Source organism: Frankia sp. QA3, from assembly GCF_000262465.1.
Classification (GTDB): Bacteria; Actinomycetota; Actinomycetes; order Frankiales; family Frankiaceae; genus Frankia.
This window is the reverse complement of the sequence record NZ_CM001489.1, coordinates 1,517,080-1,536,968: the sequence shown is the minus strand read 5'-3', so window position 1 is coordinate 1,536,968 and position 19,889 is coordinate 1,517,080. Positions and strand designations below refer to the sequence as shown.

Below are 19,889 nucleotides of genomic sequence, written 5' to 3'. Positions count from 1 at the left end.
CCTGTGTGACTGTGGGATTCTGTCCGGGTGACCGGCGGGGGCGAGCAGGACGCTCTCGACTGTTTCGTGTCGTACGCGGACGACGGCAGGACCTGGGCCGAGTGGATCGCCTGGCAGTTGAAGGATGCCGGCTACCGGATCAGGGTCGAGTCGTGGGACCTGGCACCGGGCGACAACCACGTCGCGTGGCGGCACCGGGCGGTGAGCCAGGCCCGGCACACCATCGCCGTGGTGACCGACGGCTACCTGCGCTCCCCCACCGCCGCCGCGGAGTGGACGGCGGCCTGGTCGGCCGACTCCCCCGGCGACGAACGGCGGCTGCTGGTGGTGCGCACGACCGACCGGCCGCTGCCCGGCCTGCTCCACCAGGTCACCCCGCTGGACCTGTTCGACCGCGGTGATCTCGCCGCCCGCACGGAGCTGCTCGCGGCCGTCCGGGGCGGGCGGGGCGGCCCGGAGATCCCACCGGTCTACCCCGGCGGACCGATCTACCCGCGAGACCTGCCGGCCGTGTGGAACGTGCCCGAACCACCCGGCCAGTTCGTCGGCCGCGCCGACTCCCTCGCGCGCCTCGACGCGGCCTTCGCCCGCTCGCCGCTGGTCGCCGTGACGGGCATCGCCGGCATCGGGAAGACCAGCCTGGTCACGGAATACGTCCGCCAGCACCATCGGGACCTCGACGCCGTCTGGTGGGTGCCGGCGGGACGCCCCGAGCTGGTCGGCGAGCGGATACGCGCCCTCGCCCCCGCGCTCGGCCTGCCCGAGCACGCCGAGCCTCCCGCCGTGCTCGCGCACCTCGCCCGCTCGGACGGCCGCTGGCTGGTCGTCCTCGACGACGCCGCCGACGCCGCCGGACTGCCGGGCTGGCTGCGCCCCGCCGGCGCCGGCCGGCTGCTGCTGACCTCCCGCAATCCGGAGTGGGACGGGCTCGGTGCCCTCGTGCCGGTCGGGCCGATGACCCGCACCGACTCCATCACCCTGCTCGCCGACCGGCGGCCGAGCATCGACGCGGCCGTCGCCGCCGGGATCGCCGAACGCCTCGGCGACCATCCCCTCGCCCTCGCCCAGGCTGCCGACCGGCTCAGGCGGGGCGGCGCCCCGGCCGAGTCCTACCTCGAGGCGCTGACCACACGGCCCGCCGATCTGCTCGCCCAGGACGAGGCGCCGCACCGCCCCGGGGTCAGCGTCGCCACCCTCTGGGACGAGTCGATCCGGCGCCTCGACGCCGAGACGCCGGCCGCCGGCCATCTGCTGCGCCTCGTCGCCCAGGGCGACGACGCCCCCCTGCCGATCCGGCTGCTCACCGCCGAGCCGGACGCGATCGGTGACGCCGGCCTTCGCGCAAAGGCCGGCGACCCGCTCGACCTGGCCGAGACGATCGCCGCCGTGGAACGCTCCGGCCTCGTCCACCGCGACGGCTCCGCCGTGACGATGCACGGGCTGATCCGGTCTGCCGCCCGCGCCCACACCACCCCCGAGCAGGCCGACCAGATCGTCACGGGCCTGACCCGGATGCTGCGCGCGTTGCTGCCCGAGTCCGTCACGGCCAACCCGGCCGCCTGGCCCGCCTGGCGGGAGCTGCTGCCCCACGCGCTCACCGTCCTCGACGCCACCGAGGCCGGCCGCCTCGCTGCCGCCGACAGCCCGCAGACCGCCTGGCTGGCCGAGCACGCCGCGGCCTACCTGCTGGAGCACGGCCACGCCGAGCGGGCCGTCCCCCTCGCCGAACGCGCCGTGCACGCCCGCAACGACCTCGACGGCCCGGACCATCCCGACACCTTGACCAGCCGGGAAGTCCTGACCCGGGCGACCCTGGCCGCCGGCGACATCCCCACCGCCGGCCGTCTCGCCGAAACCACCCTCGCCGACCGCACCCGGATCCTCGGCCGCGACCATCCCGACACCCTGACCAGCCAGGACGTCCTGGCCCGGGTGCTGCGGCAGGACGGTCAGCTCGGCGACGCGATCGACCTGTTCGAACGCACCCTCGACGGCCGCACCCGCGTCCTCGGCGACCGCCACCCCGACACCCTCGCCAGCCGCCACAGCCTCGGCGGCGCCTACGACGACGCCGGCCGCGGCGACCAGGCCACCGACCTGCTCCGCGACACCCTCGCCGACCGCCGCCGCGTCCTCGGCCCCGAGCACCCCGCCACCCTCGACACCCGCCACGACCTCGCCGTCGCCTACCGCCGCACCGGCGCGCTGCCCGACGCCGTCGCCCAGTTCGAACGAACCCTCAACACCCGCCGCGACGTCCTCGGCCCCGACCATCCCGCTACCCTCGACACCCGCCACCACCTCGGTATCACCTACCACCAGACCGGCCGCCTCGACGACGCAACCCGCAACCTCGACGAGGCCCTGACTCTCCGGGAGGACACCCTCGGTCCCGACCACCCCGCCACCCTCGACAGCGCCCACGGACTCGCCCGGGTCCACCTCGGGGCCGGACGACCCGAGCAGGCCCTGCCTCTGTTCGAACGCGCGTTGAATGGGCGTGTACGCACTCTCAGCCCAGACCACCACGACACTGTCGAGACCCGCGAGCTGATCGCCGAGTCGTACGTCAGCCTGGGAAGGCCGGGCGATGCCGTCCCTCACCTCGAATATGCCCTCGACCGCCACAACGAGGTCCTCGGCTCCAGGCACCCTCGCACTGTCGGCGCCCGGGAGGCCCTCGCCACCGCGTACCGACGCATGGGACAGCTCGAAGAGGCCCGCCCCTTGACCGAACAGTTGCTTGGTGACCACGCCCGAGCACACGGCGTCAGCGATATCAGGACCCTCCAGACCGCCGACAGGCTCGCCAATCTCTACCAGTCCACAGGTCGCCTACCGCAGGCCATCGATCTCAACGAACGCGTCCTGGCCATCCGCACGACGACCCTCGGCTCCGGTCACCCCGATACCACCACTAGCCGCGACGTCCTCGCCGACACCTACCGCCAGGCCAGCCGTCCCGCCGACGCCGTCCGCCTCTACCGAGAGGCGCTCGCGGACGCCATGCGCGAACACGGACCGTTCCACCCGGACACCACCCGGAGCCGCCGTGCCCTCGCCGACAGCGTCAACGAAACCCGCCGCGACCTGGCACCGCCGCCGGAGCGGCCGAGCCCGGCAGAGACTCGACTCGACCACCGATGGTGAGCACTCCCGGTGCCGGCTCGGATCACCGCGGATCCGCAGGGCTATCGGGATCTGCCGATCCATCGATTTCAGACTCTTCCGGCGAGAACCGATCGAGCTTGTCCAACTTGCGGAGCAGCTCCTCAGCGGCCGTCCCTCGCGCCGTCCGCCCACCCGCCGACGCCGCCCGAGCCTGTTCGTCCCGCAGCCGAGCCTCCTCACGATCAGACTCAGTGTTCATCTGCTCCAGCGTCTCCCGCCTAAGACGCTGGAGCTGCTCGTAGGCCCACTCCGACTCCTGTTCGGCGGCGCGTCTGTTCGACCACTGGCGGTCGTCGCGGGCGTTCCAGGTTCGGGTGAACGAGCCGTCCCAGTCGACCGGCCGCGTGGACTTCCCGGCTTCCGCCTCGGAGGCAGCCGGGTCGGGGCCGGAGGCTGCGTCCGGTTCGATCCCAGTCGGGGGAGCCGATTCGGCGTCGGGGGTCTCGGTGTCGGGGGTCTCGGCGTCGGCGGTCTCGGGGGTGCCGGACGTCGCCGAGGCGGCCTCCGGGTCTCCCTTGGGCGTGGGTGCGGCCTGCCGGTCAGCAGGTTCTTCAGGCATGGCCGTCCTCTCCAGGACCTCGCCGGGCACGGCCGTGGATCTGACGTGTGGTGCGATCATCCCGAGATGATCATTCGCCGGTTCCCGATGAGTCGATCTTTAGTGGATCAGGTGTTCAGAAGATATCTTCTTCTGAACACCTCCTGTGGCGGTGATGGATCTCGTGCTGGTGGCGATGGCGGTGGCGAGCGCGTCGATCTGGGTGAGGAGCGCGGCGGGTGGCTGGCCGAGGTCGACGGCGTGGGTGTGGATGTGGATGCCGCTGTGGCGAAGGACGTGGGTGGTGGGGGTGGCGGCGGCGTAGACGAGATGGCCGTCGGTGAGGCCGAGCGCGGTACAGTAGGCGATCATCTGGTAGAGGTCTTGGACGGGCACGGTCGCCGTGGCCTTGTACTTGGCGTCCACGACGGCCAGGCAGCGGTTGGCGTCCCACCAGGTGATGTCGGGGCGGGCGGGGAGCCGACCGGCCTCGTCGAGCTGGACGGTGCGTTGGCCGTCCACGGTGCCGCCGCGGCGTTCCAGCGCCGCGCGCAGCGTGGTGGTGAGCCAGGCCTCGAACACGGTGTTCAGCTCGAACAGGAACCCGGTCGCGGCGAGCGTGCCGGGTGCGGCTGCCGGCGGCATGTCGATGCCGCGATGGACCAGCACGAGTCGGGCGAGGCGTAGAGCGGGCTGGTAGCGGCGGGTCAGCCGGGTGACGGGAGTGGCCAGCGCTGGTGTGCCGGCGGTCAACGGGGTGACGTCGGCGAGGCGGGTGCGGATGCGGTGCAGCGCCGCCCGAGTCGGTGCGGGCACGCCCGGCAGGCGCAGCAGCCGGCGGGTGGCGGTGGCGAGGATGCGGTTGTCGTCGATGTCCGCGGTGTAGTCGTCGTGGCGGATCTCCAGCGGGACGGCGACGGCGAGCCGCGCCCGGATCTGGTCGGCTTCGCGCAGCCGGCCGCGCAGGACGGGTGAGGCCTCGTCGACCGCCCGGTAGCCGCGCAGCACACCGCCGGCCAGGGCCCGTTCGGCGCGGTGCGCGAAGGCCACCGCCAGCCCGGTGGTCAGGTCGGCGGACGGGTCGAGGGTGATGTCGTCGTCGCGCCAGCCGGCCGGGTCGCGGGCATACCCGAGCAGCCACAGCAGGCGCGCCACCCCGACCTTCGGCCGGACGACGAGCTCGACGTCGCCGGCGCGGACGACGCCGACCCGGCTGGAGGCGGTCAGCCGCAGGCCACCGTCGAGGTCGCGGGTGGCGGTGACGGCCCCGGTCAGGCCGAGTGTGCGGGCCGTCGCCACGTCGAGGCCCGGCACCACGGTGGACCGGTACTCCTGCACCTCGACGCGAACTGGTGGCATCCCGGACTCTCAGGAAACGCCGGGCGTGACACCGCCGGAGCCGTCGCCGACCGCTGGCCCGCCGACCGCCGTACCGGCGCCCGCTGCCAGCGCCGCGTAAAGGGTGTCCAGGCCGTAGCGGTCGCGGACGTAGCCGGCGACGTCGGGGTGCTCGCCGGCGTGATGCTCCTCGAGCAGCGGCAGGATCTGGGTACGCCAGATCCGGTCCAACCCGGCCCGTTCCCGCACGCGGCGGTTCATCAGGTAGGACGGGCCGACGGCGGCGTCGCGGTCGCCGATCGCGGCGTTCAGCGCGTCGAGCAGGGCTGCGACCTCGACCGGTAGTCCCTCGCCGGCCAGCCAGCGATGCAGCATCCTGTCGACCGGAGGTTCGCCGGGGAACAACGCCTGCCAGGCGAACCGGCGGCGCATGGCCGCGTCGACGAGGGCGATCGAACGGTCCGCGGTGTTCATCGTGCCGATCAGGAACACGTTCGGCGGCAGCCGGAACGGCTCGCCGGCCGAGTACTGCAGCTCGATCGTGCGATTGCGGTATTCGAGCAGGAAGTACAGCTCGCCGAACACCTTCGCCAGGTTGGCCCGGTTGATCTCGTCGATGACCAGCACATACGCACCGGACGGGTTCTCGACCGCCGTGCGGACGAGCCGGCGCAGCGGCCCGTCCTCCCGGGCGAAACGAAACGTGCCGTCGGGAGCCAGCCCGGGTCGAAAGCCCTCGATGAAGTCCTCGTAGGCGTAGGACGGATGGAACTGCACCAGTCGGTGCTCGCCGTTGGTCTCCTCGGCGGCGAAGCGGGCCAGCTCCTGGGCAAGGTAGGTCTTGCCCGTGCCGGGCGGCCCGTACAGGACGAGCTGCTTGTGCTCGCTCAGCAGATCCATGGCCTCGGCCAGCCAGTCGAGGTCGACCAGCAGCCGCCCGGCCAGCTCGGCCGTCGGCACCGGAAGCTCCTCCAGCGGTGGCCACTCGACGACGACCGTGGTCGGCTCGGGCAGCTCGCCGGCCCCCCGCAGGCCGGCCACGGCGGCCGTGTTCGTGCTGGCACCCAGCCCATCAGGCGGCACGGCGACGCCGGCTGCGTCGATTCCGTCGAGGTCGACGAGGTCCGCAACCTCCCGGGCCACCTCACTTAGCTCGACGACGCTCGCCTGGCCGGCGAGCCTGTCCTGGGCGGTGTCAGACAGGTCGGACCGGTGCAGCGTGACCGTGTCCAACCAGCGCACGGCACGCCGATGATGCGCGCCGGCCGCGTCCGTGCCCGCTACCCAGGTGGGTGCACCGGTGAGGACGCCCACGTGCACCCGAGACTCGTTGACCGTGACCACCAGGTCTCCGGGCGCCATTCGGTTGAGGAACCGGTCGAGCAGCGCGACCCGCGCTCCTTCCTGCGCGGGGCTCAGGTCAGGCTCCGCCGCGCGGACGACTGCGGCCAGAGCGGTGCGGGACAGGCCCGGAGCCACCGACGGGTAGCCGGGCAGCGAGATCGCGCAGTACCCCTCCCGCAACCATTCCGGGACGAGGTTGCGGCCCTGCACATTGGCCCCGCGCACCAGCCAGCCGGGCCGGTAGGCGACCAGGTTCTCTTTGTCCTGCGGCTCATCCCAGCCCCATCGCGATGACCAGGGCGCAGCGAAGAAGTCGACGGGCCCCTCATGCTCCTGCATCGCGCCCCGGATCGCGGCGAAGTCCCGTTCGTCGTCGCCGGTGAGCGCGTCCACCTCTTCCTGGAAGGCGCCGACGATGGCACGCAGATGATCGACACGCAGGCTGTCGAGAAAGATCTCGGGAAAGGCAAGGTGCAGCAACGCCCGCCGCTGCCCGGCGGCGACCGTCGTCGGGACGGCATCGAGCAGTGCGCGGAAGGCCCACGGATCGTCGAGCGCGGCCCGCGCGTTCACCGAAGGCAACGATTTCACGTGGGCGAAGACCCTGGCCAGCCAGGTCACCTGCTGCGCACGATAGGTCTTGAACGCCACCCCGACCCGCATGAAACCGCCGTCGAGCGCGGCGTCGAAAGCGGCCGGGAGACCGACCGGCCAGGCGGCCGCGCTGAGGACGCTGCGCAGCCCGACCCGTTTCGTCGACCCCTTGATGTCGGACGCCGGCAGGTAGTGCAGGAAGAGCAGCTCGGCGGCGAGCTGCACCACCTCGGTCCGCGCGCCTTTCAGCTCGGCGCGCAGCTTTCCCAGAAAGGTGCCGGACGCACCGGCCGGCGGGTGTTCCAGCCGGAACACCAGATCCTCGGCGTTCTCCCGCGTCCACACCGCCCGGCCCGGCGTGAACACCGAGTCGTCGGCGCCGAACCCGCGCTCCAGGATCAGCCGGGCGGCGGCGTAGACGGCCTCGTGCCCGGTCATGCGCGGCTCCGGTCGGGGTGACGGGGGCCTTGGCCGGGTGGCGGGTCGAGCGGGGAGGCGAAGGTGCCGGTGGACATGGCGTCGTAGGCGGCCAGGACGAGGCGGCGGGTCCGGAACTCCCCGAACGCCTTCTCCTCGTTCTTGCGCAGGACGAAGAAGGAGTCGATCACATGCTCGGCCTCGTCCCGGGCCAGGCCGTAGAGGTGCAGGTAGGCGGCGTCCAGCTCGGCCCGGATCTGCGCCCGCCGCTCGGGGACCCACCGGAACGGCGGCCCGTCGTCGTGCAGCTCCTCGGCGTAGGCGGCCAGGTCCCACGACGTGTAGGACAGCTCCACCACCCGATCCGCCACCCAGTCCCGCAGCTCCACGCCCCCTTCCCACGGCGTGGGGCGGACGTACGCCTCCGGCGGCAGAACTGGGAGCTGTTCCATGAGGCCGAACGTCACGTGCGCCCCGCCCAGCTTCTGCCGAGCGACATAATCGAGTACAAGGGACGAGAGATTGGCCTGGAGTCCCGCGATCTCTCCGTTCGATGCCAGTATGAGCGGCGCCGTGTGTCCTACGGGATTGAGGGGAAGGACGGTGGCCGTCAGTGTTCGCTCTTCGTCGTTTCGGGCGATGTCGCGCCAGCCAAGGAGCCAGCCGCGGTCCCATCGATCGCTCAAGACCTCGTCTACGTTTTCCTCGCTGACCCAGTAGCGTGGCCAGATGCCTCTGTCGGGGTCGTCGTGTCGAGCGTCGTCGAGCCTGGGGAGGGTGCCCTTGTTGATGTGCGCCTGGGTCGCGCCGTCATAGGTGGCGAAACGGTGGTCGTAGTGGTGCAGCATCTTCGCCTCGAACAGCGGCAGCATGCGCTCGTCGCCCCGGAAGAAGATGTTTCCGTCGGCCGCCCAGCCTTCGCCGACCAGCTTCTTCTCGGAGTCGAACAGCTTCGAGTCATTCGCCATGTCGAGCATCCGAAGGAACGAGAGATCCCACGGGTTTTCCTCGGCCACCCTCTCGGTAGCCTCCCTGATGAGGATGGGTATCCGCCGGTGGATGGCGATGGTGATCTCGGCGTCGCGGCGGGACCGGAAGACCGGGGCCGTTCCGCTGTTGGGGTTCACCTGCAGAAGCTCCTGCGGTGAGATCCTGAACCGCCGGGCCGGTAGATCCTGAACTATTTGCACCAGCGAGGCGAAGGATGCGTTCCTGACGGGCGTCCCGCCGGTGGCGATCAGGAGGGCGAAGCCCACCCGGTTGTTCACCCCCGGGAAGATCTTTGCCTCGTTCTCGAAGTCGAAGAGCCCGGCCAGGGTCGAGGTGCCGATCAGGTGGCGGAAGAAGGCTGCGGTGGTGTCCCCGGTGGTGACGCTGTTCGGGACGATGATCCCGAACCGTCCGCGCCTTGCCGAGACCGTCAGATTGTGCTCGGTGAAGATCTGCGCGGTGTTGATGTCGCCCCGGCCGGTCAGGGGATAGCGGCCGGAGCTGTGGGCGAAGTGGCTGGCGCTGTCCGAGTCGCGCAGGGCGCGCTGGTACTCCGCCCACAGCCCTGGGCGCTCGTCCGCCAGCCGGGCGAGCATCTTCTTGCGGGCCGCGGCGTTCGCGGCCTTGGCGATCTCCGGGTCGCGGGCGGCGAAGAACTCCTTGTCCTGGAGCTTGATCTTTTCCCAGGGTGGGTTGCCGAGGACGCAGGAGAAACCGCCGGGCAGGACGTCGGGGAACTCCAGGGGCCAGTGGAAGAAGCGGTAGCGGTCGCGCAGCTCGGCGAGCACCCGGAGCTGGTCGGCGGTGAGCGCGCCCGCGCCGACCTCGTCGATCTGGGCGATGTCGTTGGTGGTGGGGGGCGGCGGATCCGCCCGCAGTTCGGTCACCGCGTGCGGGGTGCCCCGGCCCGTCTTCCTGGTGCGTTCCGCCGCGAGCGCGACCTTGTCCGGGTCGAGGCGGTGGGGCCAGGCGAACGCGGCGCACCAGGCGTCGGCGGCCAGCCGGGCGCGGGCGATGCCCGGGTCGGCCTCGGCGCGCAGCCATTCGGCCCGCTTGTCGTGCACGGCGGTGAGGTCGCCCTCGGGTAGGTTCGCCAGCTTCTGGAACCTGGCCCGCCACGGCTGGGAGGGGTCGGCGAAGGGCAGCTCGTCGTAGCCGGTCCGGGCCCTGCGCAGCTCGTCGCGGTTGCGTTTGCGGTAGGCGACGACCTGGTCGCGGTCGTCGCCGGTGAGGACGGTGAACGCGTCCTCGGGCAGGCCGGCGGCGACCAGGTCAGGGGTGGTACCGATGAGGGCGTTGCCGACCTTGATGTGGGCGTCGAGGAAGGAGAACGGGCGGCCGGGGTCGAGCGCCTCCAGCCACAGTGCGACCTTGGTCAGCTCGGCGGCGAGCGGGTTGAGGTCCACCCCGTAGATGCAGTGGGCGACGACGTCGCGCATGGCGTGCTGGGTGGCCTCGACCGGAGGCTCGGCCTCGCCGGTGCGTACGGCGGCGAGGCGGCGGGCGACGCGCCGGGCGGCGGCGGCGAGGAAGTGCCCGGAGCCGCACGCCGGGTCGCAGACCGTCAGCGCCAGCAGGGCCTTCTCCGCAGCGGCCGGGTCGGTGGCGGCGCAACCCGCGGCGGCGTCGAGCACCGGGTCGAGGGCCTCGTCCAGCAGGATCTCGACCAGCCCGGGTGGGGTGTAGTAGGAGCCGGTGGTCTTGCGTTCGTGGCCGGCGGCGATGTCGAGGGTGAATGCGCCGGTCTCCCGGTCGACGTGCGGGACGAGTTCGAGCAGCGACTCGTAGACGCCGCCGAGCTCCTCCGCGCCGAGGTTGCGGTAGTCGACCTGCCGGGGCAGCCCGGCCTCGTCCCGGGTGACCGACAGGGCGCGGATGGCGGTGAGCAGGTCGACGTTGGTGAGCGACGCGGCGCCCAGCGCGCCGAGCTGGTCCGGCTCGTAGATGCCGCCGAGGCCGGGCAGGGCGAGGTCGGGCAGGCCGCCCTCACTGCCCAGGGCGCGCAGCACGAGCTGGTGGGCCGTCCACAGGTCGTGGTGGCGTCCGCCGGTCAGCCGACGGCGGGCCAGCCGGCGCAGTCGGTCGGTGGAGAAGTAGCCGGCGTAGGCCTGCCGGGCCTGCGCCGGGGCGTCCGGCGGGTGGAGCAGGGCGCGATCCTCCGCGACGAACAGGACGAGCAGCTGGTAGACGACGCGCAGCAGCAGCCGGTAGTACTCCCGGCCGGGCAGGGTCCCATCGGCCAGCGCGGTGCGCAGCGCGGCGTTGTCCGGGTGGCGCAGAAAACCGCGGCCGAGGACGGTGAGGGCCTGGGCGACCCCGTCGCGCAGCGCGGTCAGCGCCCTGGTGCCACGGGTGACGCCTTCGGCGCGCCAGGTCTCCAGCCAGCAGGTGTCCGGGCGGGCGTCACCGTCCGGGCGGGGTTCGACCCGGCTGGCGTGGGCGACCAGCCAGAGCAGGGTGAAGTCGGCGAACACCTCGCCGTCGAACATCGCCTCGAGGTCGAACTCGACGTAGGCCTGCCGCACGAGCGAGGCCGAGTCGCGCAGCAGGCGCAGCCGCAGGCCGTTGGCGACGAATCCCCACAGCAGGTCGGGTGAGCGGTTGAGCAGTTCCTGGACGAGCGAGTGCGGGGCCGCGGTTGCCGCGCCGGCCACGCCGGGGGTGCGATGGTCGAGGCTGAGGCCGGCGCCGAGCAGGTGGACGGGGCTGCGTCCCCACAGGTGCGAAACCGGGTAGGCGCGGGTGCCGGTGGGCCCGGTCACGGTGATGCCGCCGGCGGGGGCGGCGGGTAGGCGGCCGTAGCCGAGCTCTTCGAACAGCACCCGCAGCCAGCGGTTGCGGGTGACCTCGGTCTGCGCGCCGGTGACGGGGCCAGGTGGAACGACGCGACGAAAGTCAGTCCAGGCGGCCTGCAGCCGGGTGAACGACCGGTTCGCCGCCTCCCGCAGGGTCTCCCGACCGACCAGCCCGTAGTCCGCGGGATCGAGACCGGACACACCGCGGCCAGCGAGGACGGCGGTGAGAGTGTCGACGGGTAGCAGCCCGCCGGCGCTACGCACGGTGGTGAACGCGCCGATCATCGGGGCGGTCATGGCCGGACCGCCGGCCGGGGCAGGTGCAGGTAGACGCCGAGGACGTCGGCGGGGCGCTGGGCGGTGACGGTCAGGCCGCGGCGGATGAGATTGCCGGTGCTGCCAGCGGCCTCGCGTACCCGACGGTGGCTGGCGAGCAGCTCCGCGGCCAACCGGTCGCCGACCTCGTCGAGGTGGCCGGTGAGGGTGTCGACGCGGGCGGTCAGCCGGCGCAGATCGGCCACGGCGAGATCGCGAGGGTAGTTGGCGACGGGCCGGGCGGCCAGCGCGGCGGCGACCTGCTCGTCGTCCAGCCAGGTCGGGTCGGTCGGGGTACCGGTAAAACCGATGATGCGGGCCTCCTCCGCGACCTGCGGGCGGGGTCCGTCCCGGCCGGGCAGGGCCAGATGCAGCCGGTAGCGCACGAGCAGCAGCACGGTGCGGCGGTCGACGGCGTCGGTGACCATCACCCCGCAGCGGCGGGCGGGCCGGTCCGCCTCGTCGACGCCGACCGGGTCGAGGGCGGTGTCCAGCACGTAGCGGGCCAGGGTGGCGACGGTCTCGTCGGTGCGGGTCAGCACCGCCACGCCGGCCGGGGCCGGCAGCGTGCGGGCCAGCCGCAGCTCGTCGCCGACGCCGAGCTGGTCGCGCAGCGCCGAGGGCAGGCCGGCGGCCGGTGCCTGGTAGATCCCGGCGTCCCCCGCCCCTGCGGGCCGCAGCACAGTGGGAGCGCGCAGGGCGGCGAGGGCGGTGCGGATGAACTCCTCCACTTCGGCCGGCCCGCCGAGGCTGGCGCGGATCGCCGTGACCTCCCGGCCGACCTCCTCGGGCCGGATCTGCTCCTGGGCGTAGAGGGTGCGGGAGCGCTTCTCCCGCTCGGCGGCCGACTGCCAGCGGGCCAGCAGGTCCGCGCGGGCCGACTCACCGATCCCGTCCAGTTCGAGCTGGTCGGGCGTGGTGGGCGCGGCGAGTAGCCCCTCCAGGACGGCGGAGAGCACCGTGTCCGAGTCGGTGGGCACGGGAACGGAGACGCCGGTGTCCTGGCGGATCGCCTCGTGCCGGCGCAGCAGCACCCCGAGCACCAGGGAGTCGATCGGGTTGTCCGCGCCGAAGTACGTCACCGCCCGCACCACCGGGGCGGTCTGCCCGAACCGGTCGACGCGGCCCTCCCGCTGCTCGTGGCGGGTCGGGTTCCACGACAGGTCGTAGTGGACGACGGCGGTGAAGTACGGGTGGAGGTTGATGCCCTCCGAGAGGCAGTCGGTGGCGACCAGCACCCGGCGGGTCGTGCCGGCCGTGTTCCTGGCGAGGTCGGCGACCTGCTGGGCACGGTCGTCGGGGGGCATCTCCCCGGTGACGGTGGCGATCTCCACGCCGTGCAGAGCCCCGCCCGCGGCGCTCTGGGCCTCGCGGCGCAGGGCGTCGGCGAGGTAGGTGGCGGTGGCGATGTACCGGCAGAACACGACGACCGCGTCCCCGCCGGCCACCAGTTCCCTGATGATCTCTACACCCTTGGTCAGCTTGGCGTCGGCCTTGCCCTTGAGCGTGTCGGCGGTGGCGGCCATCGCCAGCAGCCGGCGCCGGTTCGGATCGAGCTGGGCGCCCGGACTGGTGTCCGCACCGTCCAGGGAGGCGGCATCGGTCAGGTCGAGTACCCCGGCCTCGCCGATCGCGTCCGCCTCGGCGACGCTGTCGGCCTCGGCGACGCCGCTTCGGTTACGCAGGGTGGCCCCCGCGGCGGCCGGTGACGACGCCAGGGCTCGCAGCAGTGCCAGCACCGACCACCAGCGGACCCGCTGCGCCACCCGCCCGCCGCCGGGGTCGCGAACAGACTCGCGGGCGTAGGCGAGGACCTCGTCGACCAGCGCCCGGTAGGTCGGGCTGAGCTGGTAGGACTCCTCGGCGGTCAGCCGATCCGGGAACGACGTGGTCTCGTCCAGGTAGGCGCGGATGTCGGCCCGTTGCCGCTGGACGAGGTGCCGCGCGACCCGTTCCCGGTCACGTCGCCGGGCCGGCCCGGCGAGGTCCTCCGGCAGGTCGGCCAACGCCGGGTCGAGCAGGGCGAGCAGCGCGCGGAAGGCGGCACTCTTGCCGCTGTGCGGGGTCGCGGTGAGCAGCAGCAGGTGCCGGTTCGCATCGGCGGCCAGGCCGGTCAGCAGGGCCTGGCGCTGCTGGGCGGCCTGGCCGGCCCGGCCGGCATCGTCGGCGGCCACGCAGGTGTGGGCTTCGTCGACGACGACCAGCTCGGGGCAGGCGCGGAGGAACTCGTCACGGCGCCGCGCGGCCTTGATGAAGTCCGTCGAGACGATCGTGTAGGGGTGGTGTTCGAACAGCGACTCGCCGGGTGGCAGGTCGCGTTCCAGCCGGCCGGCCGTGGAGGCCAGCACCAGCGTCGCGTCCAGGGCGAACTTCTCCGCCAACTCCGCCCGCCATTGCTGGGCCAACGACGGCGAGCACAGCACGGTGAACCGGCTGGCACTGCCCTGGGCGAGCAGCTCGGCGAGGACCAGCCCCGCCTCGACCGTCTTGCCGATGCCGACACCGTCGGCGATCAACAACCGGACGGTGTCCATCCGCAGCGCCATCAACAGCGGGACGAGCTGATAGGAGCGGGGGGTGACGGCGAGGCCGGCCAGGCTGCGCAGCGGCCCGCCGGAGGAGCGGAAGCCCAGCCGCAGAGCGCTGCGCAGCAGCCGCGCGCTGGCCGCATCGCCCAGGTCGGCCGCGTCCGGCGGCGCAAAGGTGGCCGACTCCACCGGCTCGACGGCGGGCAGGACGCCGGCGATCTCCTCGTCCGTCCCGCCGAGGGGCCGGAGCAGGAGCAGGCCGGGACCGCCACCGGGAAGCACGACCCATTCCCGACCACGGGCGCGGACCAGAGAGCCCACCGCAAACGCGGACGCCGAAGCCGGCTGGGTCGAGGCCCGGGGTGCTGGGGTCTGCTGGCTGGGCGGCGCAGCGGTCACGCCGCACTCCCCGTTCCGAACACGCTCGGCAGCTCTGCCACCTGGGATGCCCACTCCTTCTCGTCGCCGATCTCGATCACGCCCCAGCCGAGCGCGGCCAGCCGATCGATCGCCGCGTCGTCGGTGTGCCCGTCGACCCCGCCAGGCCCGTCGCACCGGACGAACACCCCCACCTCGCCGTGCGCCAGGCGGTACACCAGGTCCGGGCGGGCATCCGCCGCCGCGACCAGCAAGGTGGTCGCGTCCGGAAGCCGGTAGCCGTGGATGCGCAGCCAGCCGACGAAACGGCCGGCCGGCTCGTCCCCCTCCCGTGCCACCGAGCCATCCGGGTCACCCGTTCCTTCGGCAGCTCCCCCTCCGGCGCCGGGATGCGCCGTCGGCACGTGTGACGGGGGTGAGACGAGGCTGTTCACCGGAGCCGCATCTGCTTCCGGCCGGTACCGGTGGGTGGCGCTGTCGGCCAGGGTGAGCAGTACAGGCCGGGCGAGGAACCGGTCGAGCAGGTCGTGCTCGATCTGGTTGCCATAGGAGAGCAGACAGTCGTAACAGGCCCGAGCGCAGCGCTCGGTGACGCCGTCGGGGGCGCCCCGGTCGGTGCCGTCCAGGTCGAAGTGGAGCAGGTCGAGGGCGCACCGCGCCACCGCGTCGAACTCGCCGTCCACCATCAGCCGGCGCAGCACCCCCGCCCCGCCCTCGGCCGACTCGTACAGCAGGATCCGGCGGCGCTCCCACAGGTGCGGCAGCGCCTCCGCGGCGAGCTCGGAATCCTCGACGTTGTAGACGACCTGGACAGCCCGCTTGAGGGCGTACTGGAGGCTGGCGAGGGTCTGCGGCGGCAGGTCGAGCGCCCAGTCGACGATCAGCGCGTTGCGGCTGTCCTGCACGTAGGGAATCACCAGCTCGCCACCGGCAAATCCGCCCGCGCGCCCCCCGGCCGCCGTGGTCGTCGTGGTCGTCGTCGCGGTGAGATCGTCCGGGTCGGTGGGCTGCTCCACCCGCCGCGCCCACCGGCCGGTGGCCGCGTCCAACCGATAGCCGGTGGGCTCCTTGCTCCGCCGGCGGCGCAGGCCGATGTTCATCCGCCGGATCGTCGCAGTGTCGGCGTAGTAGAGCCGGGCCAGCAGCGTGCCGTCGGCCGACCGCACCTCCGCCTCGACTCGCCGGTCCGGGCCGTCCAACGGCATCGCCACCGCGGTACGGACGTCGAAGCCCTGCCGGCGGCGCTCCTCCTCGTCCGAGCTGATCCGCTGCCGGCGGATCGTGCTCGCCGTGGTCATCCGCAGCAGGTTGTTCCAGGCCGTACCCAGCTCGGCGCCGCACGAGGCGCACACGTCGTCGGCCGGGTCGTGCAGCGCGCCGCAGCCGGCGCAGACCTTGGCCGACTCCAGGGCAAGGCGGGGCTGGCCGGAGGTGTCCCCGCGCAGCGACCGGGCGACCTTGTACACCTCGTAGCGTGCCCCCTCGTGGTAGACGAGCGCGCCCGGGCCGAACTCGTTGATCGCCAGAAACCGCGGCCTCGACAGATAGTCGCCCTCGAACTGCCGCCGCCCCCGCCGGGCCGGGATGAACGCCGAGACCGGTAGCCGGGGGAAGCTGTACCCCGGCAGGAAGCCCTCGGACGCCAGGTAGCGGTAGGTGTAGAAATCGCTCTGATCCAGCGAGGTGTCGGTGTTGCGGAGCAGGTCCAGCTGGGCCTCGGCCTCGTTGCGCCGTGCCCGGGCCGCCTTGACCGCGTCCTTCGACGCCGCCACATCGGTGATCACCCGGTTGGCCTCGGCGAACTCGGTCTGCGCGTTCCGATACAGGGTGCGCCACCGGTCGCAGGCCCGGTCGAAGCTGGCCAGCGCCCGATCCACGACCCGCCCGGCCCAGCCCTCGTCATACCAGGGGGCGGTGGTGATCTCCGGGGTCTGTGCCAGGACGCGGCGGGCCCGCTGGGCCGCCTGCCGCCGGGCGGCCTCGTCCGACATCGCCGCCACGACCTCGGGACGCAGCGCCAGACTCGGGTTGTCACCGGCCGCGTCCAGAATGTCGACCAGCGAGCTGCCGAGCGCCTCGCGGGTGCACTCGGCCAGCCAGATGGCGTGCACATGCGCCCGGACCAGGTCGGCGTTTGCCAGGTCGAGCCGCGGCGGGGCCACGGCACCGGCGACCATGTCCTGCGATCGGCGGAAGTAGTACTGGTCGTGGGCGCTTCCGGTGGTGCAGTACGTCACCACCAGCGCCGGCTGGCTTTGCCGACCGGCCCGCCCGGAACGCTGCGCGTAGTTCGCCGGTGTCGGGGGCACGTTGCGCATCAGCACCGCGTTCAGCGACGAGATGTCGACACCGAGCTCCATCGTCGGGGAGCAGAACAGCACCGGCAGATTCGCGTTGCGGAAGTCCCGCTCCCGCTGCTCCCGAACGAGCGCCGGCACCTGGGCGGTGTGCTCCGCCGACGACAGTTCGGCCAGTTCCCGGGCCTGCTCCTGATACAACCGGACGAAGTAGCGGTTCGGACGCCCGCCCGGGCTGTTCCCACCGTCCGGGCCGGTCTGGCTGGCATCGCTGGTCTGGCTGGTCTGGGCGGAGACGGTGACCCGCAGCGGATCCGGTGCCCGGTGGGTGCCGTCTCCGGCCTTCCACACCAGCGCCGCCGCGTTGAGCTGGTAGCCGGCCGCCGCCGGGTCGGTGCTCTGCGCCTCATCGAACCGGTGCACGATCCCGTACTCGTCGGCCAGCACCGTCAGCATGGCCACGATCTCCGTCTCCGTCTCCTCCAGAGACGGAGTGTGACCGCGCAGGCGCCCCACCTCCCGGCGCAGGAACGCCCCATAGGCCGAACGGCCCGACAGGAACTGGTCCACCCGCGGCTCGTTCGGACGCTTGGAACGGGGCAACAGGCGCCCGGCGACGAAGGGTTGTTCCTCCAGCCGCCACAGCTCGGTCAGATGTTGACCGGCCAACAACTGCACCCGTTCGAACCCCTCGGCGGACAGCACCTCCGCGCGCAGGGACAGCCCGCGGCGCATCTCGTCCAACAGCACCTTCACCAGCCGGAGCCGGTCCACGTCGGCGAGGGCGCCCAGCGCGCTGCCACGCCAGGCCTCCTCGTCGGCCACCGCCTCATCCAGCGAGCGATAGCCGAGGACCAGCAGGCCGCTCTGCTCCAGATTCGGCATCGTGATCCGCACTCCTCGCTGCAGATCCAGGTAGAGGCGATACTCGATGACCTGCCGCAGCGCCCGGTCCGCATCCTCCCGAGCGAATCCCTTCGCCTTCGGGACCTGCGCATAGCGCTCCCGGGGCAGCGCCAGCGCGCGCACCACGGCGCGAGCGAGCTCCTCGTGCGTCAGCCCATCCGGTCCCGCCGCGACACATGCCTGGTGCAGGGCCGCGCGGACGAGGCTGACCTGCACGAAGTCGTTGAAATGACCGGCCTGCAGAGAGGCGTCCTGCCGGTTGTCGGTGAAGGCCAGCAGCTTACGCGCGTCATCGGCCAGGCCGTCCTGCCCGTGCAGGGCCCGCAGCAGGCTCGAACTGAGCACGGTGGTCGCCGAGCTACGGCCCTCCGAGCCCAGGCTCGACAGCTTCGCGAAATCCTGCTGGCGGGGCGACTCGTACGACACCCGGCACTCCCGGTTCAGGCAGAACCGGAAGGGCGCGCGGACGAACGCCGCCGCCAGCCCGGCGCCGTCATGCTCCCCGAGTTGGCGGCCATCCGACGTCACCTGGACCGGCTCCGGCAGCAGCCTGAGCCGGTTCGGCAGGACCGAGCCGTCGGCGGCCAGCCACGAGTCGGGCAGCCGGCCGGCCACGCCGTCCTGGCCGCGCGGCCAGGGATCCGACGCGCAGACATACAGGTAGCCGCCCTGCTCGTCGTCCTCTACCTCCGCCGAGGTGCCGCTCACCCCGAACCGGCCGCCCCGGCGGGTGACGGCCAGATACTCCTGGCCGCATTCCCGGCAGAACACCAGCGGGACGAGAATCGCGTCCGGGTCGTCCGGGCGGGCCAGCTGGCGGCGCGTCGTCAGGTGCCGGACGTCCTCGGCCTCCAGCGACGCATAGACGGTGTCGCCCTTGCCGACGAACTGATGCAGGCGGAACGCGAACAGCGGACGCCCGAACGCGTCCGCCTGCCGGCTGCCGGCCAGCAGGGTCTCCCGCAGCGCCCGCTCACAGTCCTCGGCCGGCAGGCCGGTGACCTCTGCCAGCTCGGCCGCCACCTCGGGCAGCTTGCGCGGCCGGCGTCGAACGAGCCGGCCCTCCTCCTCGGCCAGCCCGATCTGCGTCTCGGCCCAGCTCGCCAACGGATCGGCCCGCAGATCCTCGGGCGTGGCTGCCCGCCGCACGGCCGCACGCAACTGGTCGGAGTCGGTGGGGACATCGATGGTCGCCCGGCGCAGCGTCTCGGCCACCACATGGTCGGCGAAGACCGGCACGCCGAACATCGTGGACGCGGTGCGAGCAATCTCCTGATGCTGTCGCTCCCGGCTGCCCTCGGTCGCCAGGGTCGCCGACGTCCCCACACACTGCACCATCGGACTGCCGCAGGCCTCGCGGACCCGCCGGACCAGCATCGCGACGTCCGCCCCCTGCCGGCCGCGGTAGGTGTGCAGTTCGTCCAGCACGAGAAAGCGCAGGCCACTCGCCCGCTGGATCAGCGACCGCCGCTCGCCCGGGCGGGTCAGGATCAGATCCAGCATCACGTAGTTCGTCAGTAGGATGTCCGGCGGCTCGGTCAGGATCTCCCGCCGGCGTTCCTCGTTCTCCTGCCCGGTGTAGCGGGCGACCGTCACTCGCGGGTCGTCGCCGATGAAACTCTGCAGCGCCTCGTACTGCGAGTTCGCCAGCGCGTTCATCGGATAGACGATGATCGCCTTGATGCCACCGCCGGTACCGGTGCGCAGCACATGGTCGACGATCGGTACCAGGTACGTCAGGCTCTTTCCCGACCCGGTACCGGTCGTCACCACATAGCTCGCTCCGAACCGGGCCAACTCGACGGCGTCGCGCTGATGCCGGTGCAGCCGAATCGGGAGCCCGCCGATCCGGAACACATCCGCGCATCCCGGGTGCAGGCCGTCCGGGCCACCGTGGGCAAGATCCGTGACTTCCCCGCCGGGCTCGAACGCCGGATTCAGCGACAGCCACGCCTCCGGCCACAACAGCCCCCGCGCGACCGCATCCTCCACGTGTCCACGGATGCGCGGGCTACGGATGGTCAGGAAACCCCGAACGAACTCCTCGTAGTCACCGACCAGCCGGTCGCGCACCGCAAAAACGTCCACCGGCACACCCCCCAAAGCACCACGACCCCGAACCTCACACCGTAGTCCGACGATCCCGGACCGTCCCAGCAGGTAGCCGTGACCTCGCAAACCTCAGGCATTCACTCACCCCGTCCGCACTAGACGGACAATTATCTATCAAATAGGTCGGTGTGGTGCTGCAGACGCGTTCGGTGCGGAGCGCTACAGA

General features: G+C 72.3%; 7 protein-coding genes. 1 reads left to right on the top strand and 6 read right to left on the bottom strand.

Annotated elements, in window-relative coordinates; translation table 11 throughout:
- The first annotated feature begins 27 nt into the window (after nt 1-27).
- Entirely contained in the window at nt 28-3,150 is a 3,123-nt protein-coding gene (locus FRAQA3DRAFT_RS06025) for a tetratricopeptide repeat protein (RefSeq protein ID WP_009738179.1), read from the top strand.
- 22 nt (nt 3,151-3,172) lie between these two features.
- Here the strand turns inward: FRAQA3DRAFT_RS06025 and FRAQA3DRAFT_RS06020 are convergent, their stop codons facing one another.
- From FRAQA3DRAFT_RS06020 to FRAQA3DRAFT_RS05995, 6 genes are all read right to left on the bottom strand, one after another.
- Nucleotides 3,173-3,760 carry a hypothetical protein gene (locus FRAQA3DRAFT_RS06020; protein ID WP_035920628.1) on the bottom strand — a complete coding sequence of 196 codons (588 nt, stop codon included), beginning with the start codon at nt 3,758-3,760 and terminating at the stop codon, nt 3,173-3,175.
- Nucleotides 3,761-3,829: 69 nt separating this feature from the next.
- A complete protein-coding gene (locus FRAQA3DRAFT_RS06015) occupies nt 3,830-5,068 on the bottom strand; it encodes an McrC family protein (RefSeq protein WP_009738177.1) in 1,239 nt (412 codons plus the stop codon).
- 9 nt (nt 5,069-5,077) lie between these two features.
- Nucleotides 5,078-7,423, bottom strand: a complete 2,346-nt coding sequence (locus tag FRAQA3DRAFT_RS06010) for an AAA family ATPase (protein WP_009738176.1) — start codon at nt 7,421-7,423, stop codon at nt 5,078-5,080.
- Nucleotides 7,420-11,484 (bottom strand): DNA methyltransferase, encoded by a 4,065-nt coding sequence (locus FRAQA3DRAFT_RS06005; protein WP_009738175.1) that lies wholly within the window; start codon nt 11,482-11,484, stop codon nt 7,420-7,422. Before FRAQA3DRAFT_RS06005 ends, FRAQA3DRAFT_RS06010 begins: the two co-directional genes overlap by 4 nt.
- Nucleotides 11,481-14,429 carry a helicase-related protein gene (locus FRAQA3DRAFT_RS06000; RefSeq protein ID WP_009738174.1) on the bottom strand — a complete coding sequence of 983 codons (2,949 nt, stop codon included), beginning with the start codon at nt 14,427-14,429 and terminating at the stop codon, nt 11,481-11,483. Before FRAQA3DRAFT_RS06000 ends, FRAQA3DRAFT_RS06005 begins: the two co-directional genes overlap by 4 nt.
- On the bottom strand, nt 14,426-19,699 hold the full coding sequence (locus tag FRAQA3DRAFT_RS05995; protein ID WP_035922334.1) for a DEAD/DEAH box helicase: 5,274 nt from the start codon (nt 19,697-19,699) through the stop codon (nt 14,426-14,428). The genes FRAQA3DRAFT_RS06000 and FRAQA3DRAFT_RS05995 overlap by 4 nt, the downstream gene beginning before the upstream one ends.
- Nucleotides 19,700-19,889: the final 190 nt, after the last annotated feature.

What these genes read in the sequence shown, in the direction of transcription:
- FRAQA3DRAFT_RS06015 (WP_009738177.1), bottom strand. Translation starts at nt 5,068, where the DNA reads ATGCCACCAGTTCGCGTCGAGGTGCAGGAGTACCGGTCCACCGTGGTG.
- FRAQA3DRAFT_RS06010 (WP_009738176.1), bottom strand. Translation starts at nt 7,423, where the DNA reads ATGACCGGGCACGAGGCCGTCTACGCCGCCGCCCGGCTGATCCTGGAG.
- FRAQA3DRAFT_RS06005 (WP_009738175.1), bottom strand. Translation starts at nt 11,484, where the DNA reads ATGACCGCCCCGATGATCGGCGCGTTCACCACCGTGCGTAGCGCCGGC.